The organism is Corallococcus sp. CA047B (assembly GCF_003612065.1).
In the GTDB taxonomy this organism is placed as follows: domain Bacteria; phylum Myxococcota; class Myxococcia; order Myxococcales; family Myxococcaceae; genus Corallococcus; species Corallococcus praedator.
In genome coordinates, this window is the sequence record NZ_RAWD01000322.1 from 1 (window position 1) to 10611 (window position 10611).

Sequence of the window (10611 nt, forward strand, 5' to 3'; positions counted from 1 at the left end):
CGCCGGACCCCACGGTGCCGACGCCCACGCCGACGGAGCCCACCACGCCCGCTCCCACGCCCACCGGGGTGGATGGCTTTGGCGTGACGATGATGTACCCGTCGAAGGCGGGCGGTGAGGCCTGGGCGCTCGCCGACAATGCGACCGCGGATGCGCGCTTCGATCCCCAGGGCACCATCACGCGCAACGCGGATGGCTCCTGGAAGATGAAGAGCTCCCAGGTGCGCATGAGCGCGTTCCCGTCCACGGGCTACGACCCGAAGCAGATCGCCACCTACGACCGCGACGTGCTCGCGAGCCGGGGCTACATGCAGGCGGCGAACGACTGGAAGAACATCGAGATGACCGGCTTCGTGAAGGTCAACGCGGCCTCCAACACGAAGGACAACTTCGCCTGGTACGCGCGGGGCGGGAAGCACAACGACAACCACGAAGGCTGCGAGGGCAGCAGCTACAAGGGCGGCCTGCACTACGACGGCCGCGTGCGCTTCGAGAAGGAGACCTGGCACGTGTCCTACGACCAGGGCCAGTACAAGCCCGCCACCACGTCGCTGCTGGGCCGCTGGGTGGGCTTCAAGGCGGTGATGCGCAACGTGCCGGACGCGAAGGGCGCGGAGGCGGTGAAGCTGGAGCTGTACGTCAACGAGAACGCCGACAAGGTCACCTGGACGAAGGTCTACGACATGACGGACGCGGGGGCCTGGGGCGGCGACGCCCAGCACTGCGGCGGCTCCGTGGGCGCGATGCCCATCACCTGGGGTGGGCCCATCGCGACGTTCCGGTGGGACAACGCCAACGACGTGGACTTCAAGTGGATGAGCGTGCGGGAAATCCAGCCGTAGCCCGGTCGCGCTTCACCGTCCGGTAGTCACCAGGGGGAGGGGGGCCAGGACACGGCCTCCCTCCCTTCTTGTGCGTGAGGCGTTGCCCCTGTGGGCCGCTCGACACCCATGTCGCACCTGGAAGCCCTGGTCGGGGGCGGACCGGGTCCACAGCCTCTCAGACGCCAAGGGGCCTGCCGCCCGAGGCGATGGACGCGGGGGGCGGTCCATGGATTACCCCCCACACAACCGAGGGGATGACATTCATGCGGATCACCTTCCTGGGTCATGCGGGCTTCGCGGTGGAGACCGCCGGAGCGCTCGTCGTCATGGATCCTTGGCTGACGCCCCAGGGGGCCTTCGACTCGGCGTGGATGCAACTGCCGCGCAACCACCACCTGGCGCCGCGCGTGCGGGAGCTGCTGGCGACGCCCGGCAAGGAGCGCTTCCTCTACATCAGCCACGAGCACAAGGATCACTTCGACCCGGAGTTCCTGGCCACGCTGACCCGGCGCGACTTCACCGTGCTGGTGCCGAAGTTCAAGCGCGCGGAGCTGCAGGAGCACTTCGCCCGGTACGGCTGCAAGCGCGTCATCGCGTGCGAGGACTCGCGCGAGGTCCCCATCAAGGGCGGCTACATCAAGCTCTTCGTCTCCGAGCAGGGGACGAACCGCGACTCCAGCGTGATGGTGCGCGGTGACGGCCAGTGCTTCCTCAACATCAACGACTGCAAGATGCATGACCGGCTGGCGCGGGTCATCTCGGAGGAGGGACCCATCGATGTCTTCTCCGCGCAGTTCTCCGGCGCCATCTGGCACCCCACCTGCTACGAATATCCGCGCGAGACGTACGCGGACATCTCCCGCAAGAAGCGCGACAGCAAGTTCGAGGCGGTGGCACGGGCGCTGGAATCGGTGCAGCCCCGGGCCTACGTCGCCGCGGCGGGCCCGGCGGCCTTCCTGGATCCCGCGCTCCATGCGCTGAACTTCGAGGACGTGAACATCTTCCCGCGCGCCCCGGCCCTCTTCTCCTTCCTGGAGAAGCGCCTGCCGGAGGCGCCCACGCGCTACCTGGAGCCCATGCCCGGGGACGTGCTGGACGCGGGGACGCTGGCGTTCGTCTCCCAGGTGCCGGAGCGCGTGACGACGGAGAACTTCAAGGCGTACCTGGAGACGTACGCGAAGGACATGGCGCACCTCTTCGTCGAGCGCCGCCGCGACCTGCCAGGCAAGGAGGTGGAGGACATCCTCTCCCGCTTGCATGAAGAGCTGCAGCGCAAGCTGGACCTGCTGGACCTGCATGACCGGGTGGGCATGCCGCTGTACGTGGAGCTGACGGAGGCGCCCACGCGGCTCCTGCGCGTGGACTTCAAGCGCCGGCGCGTGGAGGAGGTGCCGCGGATGCACGACACCACGCGCTACGTGATGAAGGTGCGCGCGAGCGACATCGTGCGCGTGTTGGACCGCAAGCTGAACTGGGAGGACTTCCTGCTGTCCTTCCGCCTGCGCCTGAGCCGCAACCCGGATGTGTACGAACCCGTGCTGCACGGCTTCCTGGGCGTGGAGGTGGCGGACATGAGCGAGTTCTGCGCGGGCCTGCGCGCCATGGAGGCGCGCAAGGAGCGCACCGTGGTGGAGGCGGGGGGCAAGCGCTTCACCATCCAGCGCTTCTGCCCGCACCAGGGCGCGGACCTCTCCGAGGGCTGGGTGGAGGAGGGCCGCTATGTGGTGTGTCCGCGCCACCGCTGGCAGTTCGACCTGCACAACGAAGGCGCCTGCAAGACGAACAACTCCTCACTCTGCGCGGAGCCGCTCCTGGACAAGCCGGAGCACGGACGGCCCGGCCGCGGCGGCGACAAGGCCCCGGCCGACATGCCTCCCGTCGACAAGGCCCCCGTCGAACCGCCGCGCGCGTGAGGCCTGGGCCCGGCGCTCCTCAGCTCCCCCGGTACGTGGAGAAGCCGTAGGGACTGAGGAGCAGCGGGACGTGGTAGTGCTCGTCGGTGGCGGTGATTTCGAACACCACCTGCACGTACGGATAGAAGCCCTTCTGGCCCCGGGACTGGAACCAGGCCCCGGTGTCGAAGGTGAGGCGGTAGACGCCGGGCGCGAGCTTGGAGGCCGTGCCCAGCAGGTCCTTCACCCGGCCATCCGCGTTGGTGACGCCCCGGGACAGCTCCAGGAAGGACTCTCCCGTCGCCCTGGCTTCAAGGACGAGGGTGAGCCCTTCGGCCGGACGGCCCGTGCTCGTGTCGAGGACATGCGTGCTGAGCGTGCTCATGACGCGAGGAGCTTCTCCAGTCGGATGCGGGTGATCTTCGCGTGCTCCGCCGCGGCGATCCGCAGCTCCGCGTCGGAGGTGTTGTTCATGCGGCCCTGGAGCAGCGCGAGCATTTCCGCCGCGCTCTTCCCGGTGGCGCACACCAGGAAGATGAAGCCGTAGCGGGCTTCATAGTCGCGGTTGCCCTGCGCCAGGGCTTCCAGCACGCGCTCGTCGGCGGCGGCCACGCCCTGCTGCTCCTGCGACGACCACTGCGCGGTGGAGGCGTACTTCTCCCGCAGCTTGGACACGTCCCCGATGCGCGGGTGGTGCGTGAAGGCCTCCTTCCAGTCCTCCGGCCCGGTGCGCTCCCAGGCGGTGGTGGCCTCCGCGTACAGGTGCTCCGCGTCGCGGAACGGGCGGACGGCGAGCATTGCCTCCACCCAGCGCTTGCTGCCGCAGCAGCGGGTGAGCGCCTGCGTCGCTTCCTCCGTGGTCGCGGTGTTCAGGCGCTCCAGGCCGGTGGTCACGCCGGCTCCCCGAAGAGGCGCAGCCGGCTGACGCCGCCGTCCGGGAAGATGTTGAGGCGCACGTGGGTGATGGGGCCCACGTCCTTCAACTCCTTGTCGAACACGTGGCAGTGGTCCGCCTGGAGCTTGGACTGGGGCAGCAGCTCCTTCCACTTCAGGTGCGTGGCGTTGGCGAAGTCCAGGAGCGGCTCCTCCAGGTGGATGCCCTCCAGCGAGCAGCGGTCCGGGAAGTTGCCCTTGAAGAAGTGGGTGTCCACCTCCGCGCGGCGCAGGGTGCCGGCGGTGGCCAGCTTCACGACGATCCAGTCGAAGCCCGGCACGCGCTTGCGGCGCGTCTCCCAGCCCTCGCCCATGTTGGCCGCGCGGCCCGGGAAGATGAGGTTGTCCTTCGTGCCGAAGAACTGGTCGTTGCACGTGACGACGGAGCCGCCGTTCGCCGCCGCCGCCAGGTCCACGAGGCCCGCCGTCTTCAGCGCGTGCCAGTCCGGCAACACCATGCCGTGCACGCGCAGGCGCGCGACGCCACCGTCCGGGAAGATGTTGAGGCGCACGTGCGTGAAGCGCCGCTCGTTGGCCACCGCGAACAGGTTGCGCGAGCCGCCGCGCAGCCGCGAGCGGGGCACCAGCTCCGTCCAGCGCGACACGTCCTGGGCCAGCGACTCCGCGGACGGGTCTCCGTCCACCTCGCACGCCTCCAGGGACGCGTACTCGGGGAAGTTGCCGATGAAGTGATTGGTGTCCACGTCGATGCCGTGGATGGCGCCGGGCAGGCCCAACTTCACGATGCACCAGTCGTAGCCGGGCACGCGCTTGCGGCGCGTCTCCCAGCCGTCCATCCACTTGCCGCGCTCGGTGTACTTGTCCGCGATGAAGACGCCGCGCCCGGGCTCCAGCATCGCTTCCTTGGGCGCGAAGAACTCGTCGTTGGCCAGCAGGGCCTTGCCGCCCACCTTCGCGGCGGCCAGGTCAATCAGGTCGGCGAATGCGACGTGCATCGCCCCGGGTGCTTCGGCTTGCATCGGTGTTCCTCTCCTGGACGGGACGGTTCAGCCGCGCGGCAGCCACTGGCCGATGCGCGGGCCCGTCAGTCCCTCGGTGGCGTCGAAGATACGCTGGCCGCGCAGGTATGTCCTCAACACCCGGCCTTCCAGCTCGCGTCCCGCGTAGGGCGTCAGCCGGTGGCGGTGGCGGATGTCCTCCGGGGCCACCTTGAAGCGCGTCTCCGGGGCGAAGACGACGAAGTCCGCGTCCAGCCCCGGCTTCAGGGCGCCCTTGCGGTGCGACAGCCCGGCGAGTGCCGCGGTGCGGCGCGCCATCCGCTCCACCAGCACGTCCAGCCCCAGGCCGTGGGCGCGCATGCCCGTCCACACCGCCGACACGCTCAACTGCAACCCGGCGATGCCGCCCCAGGCGCCGGAGAAGTCCCCGGCCTCCAGCTTCTTGAGCGCGGGCGTGCACGGCGAGTGGTCGGAGACCACCAGGTCGATGAGGCCGCTGGCCACCGCGCGCCACAGCCGCTCGCGGTTCTCCGCCTCGCGGATGGGCGGGGCGCACTTGAAGTGCGTGGCGCCCGCTTCAATCTCCTCCGCGCTGAAGGTCAGGTAGTGCGGGCACGTCTCCACCGTGAAGGGCAGTCCTTCCGCCTTCGCCTTCGCGATGTCGTCCAGCGCGTCCGCCGCCGACAGGTGGACGATGTGCACCGGCGCCCGGTGCTTGCGGCACAGGTCGATCATCATCCGGATGGCGTCCACCTCCCACGCGGCCGGGCGCGACGCGAGGTAGCTGGCGTACGCGCGCACGTCCCCGGCGAAGGGCGGCTCGTGGTCCGTCAGCTCCGCGTGCACCAGCAGGGGCACCCCGGCCTTCGCCAGGATGGGCATGGCCACATCCAGCACGTCGCGCGTGGCGGCGGGGAACTCGTCCACGCCCGAGTGCACCAGGAACGCCTTGAAGCCCGGGGCGCCCGCTTCGACCATCGCCTGGAGCTCGCCCGCGTTGCCCGGGATGACGCCGCCCCACAGGCCGTAGTCGATGGCGCACTGGCCCGACGCGGACTCGGCCTTGGTGCGCAGCGCGGCCAGGGACGTGGTCGCCGGGATGGAGTTGAGCGGCATGTCCACCACGGTGGTGATACCGCCCGCGGCCGCCGCTGCCGTCGCCGTGGCGAAGCCTTCCCAGTCCGTGCGGCCGGGCTCGTTGATGTGCGCGTGGCTGTCCACGATGCCGGGCAGGAGCGCGTCGCTGCCCACGTCCACCACCTGGGCGCCGCGCGGCACGTCCACCGTGGCGTCGATGCCTTCGATGCGCCCGTCGCGCACCACCACCGCCGCGGCGCGGATGCCTTCGGGCGTCACCACGCGCTCGCTGCGAAACACGGTCAGGGAGGTGCTCACGGCTCGAACTCCGTCATGGCGTAGTCGGCGAGCGCACGGAAGTGCTGCTCGCTGTCGTCGGTGTAGAGCTGGCGGGTGATGCCGCCCACCAGCCGGGGCAGGCTGTACTTCATGCCGGAGATGCTCGCGCCGCCGAAGCCCAGCGAGAGCAGACATCCGAACGTGTAGTTGAACACGCCGTGGATCCACGGCGCGGAGCCCGGCGTCTTCTCCTGGAACTCGAAGGAGGGGCCCAGGTACGGGTGGCGCATCAGGTCCGCGTGCCGCTCGGTCTCCGGCGGGGTGAAGCGGTCCTTCCACAGCGCGATGTGCGGGTGCAGCTCCGCCAGCTCCGGGCGCATCGACAGGTCGGTGGTGAAGCCCGACGCGATGATGAGGAAGTCGAACGCGTGCGTGCCGTGCGGGGTGCGCACGACGGCCTGACCGTCCTGCTGCTTCACCTCCAGCCAGGGGCTCTCCGCGTGCAGGTGGAAGGCGGAGGAGCGGCGCGCGCGCTCGAAGGTGTCCTTCGGCGGCAGTTGCCCCATCTCGATGATCTGCCGGATGAAGCGCCAGCGGTCCTTGTCGGGCAGGTCGCCGTGGTGACGCAGGAAGCCCACGAACTCCGCCCAACGGTAGGGATTGACGTTGGGCAGCTTCTTGCGCCGGTAGAACAGGTCCACCCGGCCCGCGCCCGTCTCCAGCGCCACCGACGCATTGTCGAACGCGGAGGCCCCCGCGCCGAGCACGCCAATGCGCTTGCCGCGCAGGGCTTCGAAGTCGATGGGGTCATGCGTGTGCGCCCACAACGAGCGGGGCAGGGGCTGTACTTCCGGCGGGGCCTCCCAGCGGCCGGAGCCGTCGATGCCGGTGGCCAGCACCACCTTGCGCGCGAGCAGGGTCTGCGTTTCGCCCGCGTGGGTGACGGGGACCTCGAAGCAGTCCAGGTCCGAGCGCCAGTGCAGGGCGCCGGCCTTCGTGCCGCAGCGAATGGGAATGGCCAGCACGCGGCGATACCAGAGCAGGTAGTCCGCCCACAGCTCCTTCGGGATGAGGGCGACCTGGCGGAAGCCCTCCTCGCCGTGCTGCGCCTCGTACCAGGCGCGGAAGGAGAGGTTGGGGATGTTGAAGTCCGGGCCCGTCAGGTACTTGGGCGTGCGCAGGGTGATCATCCGCGCGAAGGTCTTCCACGGGCCGTGGAAGCCGTCCTTGCCGTCGTCCAGCACCAGCAGGTTCGTCACCCGCTCGCGCATCAGCCCGAACGCGGTGCCCAGGCCGCTCTGGCCTCCGCCCACGATGAGCACGTCCAGGATGGACCGGCCGTCCGGCGTGGAGCGCGGGGGCACCCAGCTGCGGGCAGGGTAGGAGAGGATGTCCAGGTCGCGCCGGAGGGCATCTTCCAGCGCCTCCAGGCCATGCGGGGGACGGAGCGGCGAAGCCAGCGGATCGCGGTCTTGCATCAGGGCTCAAGCAACCCATGCCCGGATGCTTCATGCAAGGGGGCGGACGGCCAATCGCCCCCCTTCAAGCGGTGTCGGGGATGGGACGCTTCAGCGCCGCGAAGCGGTCCCGACCTCCCGGGGCACGAGCAGTTCGAAGCGCACGCGTGCGTTGTCCGTGCGCATGCCGGCCGGCCCCTCCAGCAGGAGCGCGTCGGGGGGCAGCACGCCTTCCCAGACGCGCTTGCCATCCACGTAGACCGTCAGCACGTCCGCGTCGATGCGGGCGCGCATCATGTGCGGCTCACCCTGCGCCAGCCGGTCCAGCGGCTCCATGAAGCGCGGCTGGACGGTGGTGTAGCCGGCATTGCCGCACTCGCCGCTCTCGTGGTCGTCCGGGTTGCGCTTGAAGTTGACGACGATGCCCGCCGACGGCGCGATGCGCCACATGGCGTAGATGACATTGCAGCCATCCATCGCGCGCAGCTTGAGGCCCACCTGTTCACGCAGGTCCCCGGAGGCCAGGGGAATCACCGGGTCGGTGACGCCCAGCCAGGAGAAGCGCAGGCCGATGTCGTCACCCGTCGTCTCCGGAGAGACCGCGCGCTGCCTCGGGACCTCGATGTCGAAGCGCGTCCCACCCAGGGCGGCCTTCTGCGCCTCCAGCACCTTGCCCTGGGTAACGTGGAGTCGCTCCAGGGGAATGGGCTCCAGGTCCTCCGTGGGCGGAGGCAGGGCCGTCGGGGGGGCGGACGCGACGATGGGCTTCATCACGCTGTCGCGGGATCCGCTGCAGGCGCCATGGCTCAAGAGCAGGACTCCCGCCCAGAGGATCAACACGGCCGACGACGCCAGCGCGATCATCCACCGACGTCGCTCCTCGCTCATGACTTCACCCCGCCGAGCAGTGATTGCAGCGTCTTCAGATGCGCTCCCAGGTACGCCTGCTCCGCCTTGAGGCGCGCCAGCTCCAGCAACAGGTAGTCCCGGAAGCGGCGGACCTGCCGCGTCTCCAGCCGCTCCACCTCGCGCAACTGCCCCTCCAGGTCCGACACCAGCGTGGACACCTCGCGCAGTCGCTGTTGTTCTCCCTGTTCGGTGATGCGCAGCTCGCCCAGCAGTTGGCGCACCTGCCGGGGCGCGCCTTCCACCGCGTCGCGCGTCTCCTGGCGGCGGCCCTCGCGCGCCTGCGCATTGGCCCGGCCCTGCCACAGGTTGCCCAGGTTGTAGCCCAGCGTGAGCTGTCCGAAGAGGGGCGTGTCCTGGTCCACGTTGAAGACCTCGTCGTAGCCGCCGCGCACGCTCAGCCGCCACGCGCGCGCCTTGCGCAGCCCTCCGGACAGGGCCTCCACCTGGTCGTCCGCGGACTCGAAGGCCAGAAGCAACGCGCCCAGGTCCTGGCCCTCCGCCAGCCCGGGCTCGAGCGCCAACCGCGCCTGCGCCTGTTCGGTGTCGCGGGCCAGCGTGCGCAGATGATCCAACCGCACCTGCACCGCGTTGAGCTCCTCCAGCGTGGCGCCGCCATCGCGCAGCTCGTCGCGCAGCTGGGACACCAGCGTCTCCGCGCGCGGCAGGGACTCCGCCAGGGCCCGCGCGCGGGCCTGCAGCGCCGCGGTCTCCCCCAGCCTCGTGCCTTGTTGGACGGCGCCCTGGAGCGCGGCGAGCGCCTGATAGCGCCGGCACTCCGCCTCCGCGCGCGAGCGCAGCGTGTGGCCCCGGTAGAGGCCCACGAAGTCGTAGCCCAGCCCCGCGGTCAGCCGCAGCTTGGGCGACCCCAGGGGCGTCTCATCGGAGCCTCCCTGCGCGTCGCCCGCGTTCACCGCGCCGATGCTGGCGAACACCTCCGGCGCCAGCTCCAACGCGGCCTCCGCGCGCGACGTCCCCCGCACGCGCTCGCAATAGCCCTGGGCAGGCTCGCTCCGGTCGCGCACCGTCCCCACCGCGTCCGCCGCGAGGGCCGCGCCCGTCCACATCCCCACCAGGACCCCACATGCGAGGGTTCTCCGCATCCGCCGCTCCATTTCCAGACACTCCCGGGGGAACTCACAACATCAGGGGAGGACGGCCCAGGTGCAGCAGCTCCTCCCGCGCGCTTGGCGCATCCCGAAGCTGGAGCTCCACCATCACGCCCCGCAGGTGGTACTGGCGGATGGGATGCTGCTGGGTGACCTCGCCCTCCAGCACCGGCCCCACCACGCCCACCTCGCGGCACCAGATGACCTTCAGCGCGCACCTGTAGAGCGAGGTGCCCTCGCGTGCGTTGGCCAGGTTTTCGTACGGCACGAAGGCCACGGTGAGGTTCTGCTCCACCGCCTTCAGGTACGGCGCCTCATGCACCACCTTCAGCAACTGGTTGAAGCGGCGGAGGCTGTCGTCGAGCGCTTGCAGGTCCTTCTCCAGGCTCTTGCGCTGCGCCTCCGCGCGCGCCTGCGCCAGCACCGACTGCGTGTATTCGCGCTCCAGCAGCAGCGTGTCCGTCGTCAGCCCCTCGGGCGCGTCATCACGGCCCAGGCCGTTCTCCGCGGCGGTGAGGCCCTCGCGCTCGCGCCTGAGGATGTCCAGCCGCATGTCCAGGTCCACCGTCTCCTGCGCGAGCGACAGGTTGCTCTGCGCCATCTGCGCCAGGTGGTGGTTCATGGTGAGCACGGCCTCGCGCTCCATCAGCTTCGCGTCGTAGAGGGCGCTGGTGCGCGTGCGCGCAAGCCCGCTGTACGCCCGGTTGGATTCGGCGATCTCCCCGCCCGCGCGCAGGTACTCCTGGCGCAGCGCGGACAGCCTCCGGGCAAGCTTGTCGCGGGAGGACTTCTCGCCCTTGAGGGCCACGACGAAGCGCTGCTGGAAGGACTTCTCCGCGTTCAGGGTGCGCACGGCCTCCTGGAGGCGGTTGGCCACCTCCCGCTGCTTCGCCTGGAGCGCGTCGCGCTCCGATTCCTGCTGCGCCGCCTGCGCGTTGAGCTGCAGGACGTTGGGGTCGGTGGGCGACAGGATGGTGGGCGTCACCCACCGCGTGTTGGACAGGAAGAAGCCCTGCACCGACAGGAAGGACAGGAGCCCCAGGAGGATCAATGCCAGCAGCACGGAGCCCATGACCTTGTAGGCGGACACCGCGAGCGCGTTCAGCCGGTTGGCGACCTGTTGATTCATGAATGGGTTCCCTCGCCTGCGGGGTGGGTGGTGAGCTTCGCGGGGG

General features: G+C 70.0%; 10 protein-coding genes. 2 read left to right on the forward strand and 8 right to left on the reverse strand.

All coding sequences use genetic code 11. The features are described 5' to 3' along the window. On the forward strand, positions 1 to 842 hold an 842-nt coding region (locus D7X74_RS33950; protein ID WP_233602377.1), incomplete at its 5' end, for a carbohydrate-binding protein. Between the two features lie 245 nt (positions 843 to 1087). Next, entirely contained in the window at positions 1088 to 2737 is a 1650-nt protein-coding gene (locus D7X74_RS33955) for a Rieske 2Fe-2S domain-containing protein (protein WP_120537162.1), read from the forward strand. 19 nt (positions 2738 to 2756) lie between these two features. Here D7X74_RS33955 and uraH read toward each other — a convergent pair whose 3' ends face one another. From uraH to D7X74_RS33995, 8 genes are all read right to left on the reverse strand, one after another. Then, positions 2757 to 3101 (reverse strand): hydroxyisourate hydrolase, encoded by a 345-nt coding sequence (uraH, locus tag D7X74_RS33960; protein WP_120537154.1) that lies wholly within the window; start codon positions 3099 to 3101, stop codon positions 2757 to 2759. After that, entirely contained in the window at positions 3098 to 3610 is a 513-nt protein-coding gene (gene uraD / locus D7X74_RS33965; RefSeq protein ID WP_120537155.1) for a 2-oxo-4-hydroxy-4-carboxy-5-ureidoimidazoline decarboxylase, read from the reverse strand. Before uraD ends, uraH begins: the two co-directional genes overlap by 4 nt. Then, positions 3607 to 4629, reverse strand: coding sequence for an allantoicase (alc, locus tag D7X74_RS33970; RefSeq protein ID WP_120537156.1), 1023 nt, complete (start codon positions 4627 to 4629; stop codon positions 3607 to 3609). Before alc ends, uraD begins: the two co-directional genes overlap by 4 nt. Positions 4630 to 4656: 27 nt before the next feature. Further along, positions 4657 to 6003: an allantoinase AllB gene (allB, locus tag D7X74_RS33975; protein WP_120537157.1), complete on the reverse strand. Its 1347-nt coding sequence runs from the start codon at positions 6001 to 6003 to the stop codon at positions 4657 to 4659. Beyond that, entirely contained in the window at positions 6000 to 7442 is a 1443-nt protein-coding gene (locus tag D7X74_RS33980; protein ID WP_120537158.1) for an NAD(P)-binding domain-containing protein, read from the reverse strand. Before D7X74_RS33980 ends, allB begins: the two co-directional genes overlap by 4 nt. 90 nt (positions 7443 to 7532) lie before the next feature. After that, positions 7533 to 8309: a hypothetical protein gene (locus D7X74_RS33985; protein WP_147446777.1), complete on the reverse strand. Its 777-nt coding sequence runs from the start codon at positions 8307 to 8309 to the stop codon at positions 7533 to 7535. Then, a complete protein-coding gene (locus tag D7X74_RS33990; protein ID WP_120537160.1) occupies positions 8306 to 9430 on the reverse strand; it encodes a hypothetical protein in 1125 nt (374 codons plus the stop codon). Before D7X74_RS33990 ends, D7X74_RS33985 begins: the two co-directional genes overlap by 4 nt. A 34-nt stretch (positions 9431 to 9464) precedes the next feature. Next, the gene (locus D7X74_RS33995; RefSeq protein ID WP_120537161.1) at positions 9465 to 10565 is read right to left on the reverse strand and encodes a hypothetical protein; all 1101 of its coding nucleotides are present in this window, start codon (positions 10563 to 10565) and stop codon (positions 9465 to 9467) included. Positions 10566 to 10611: the final 46 nt, after the last annotated feature.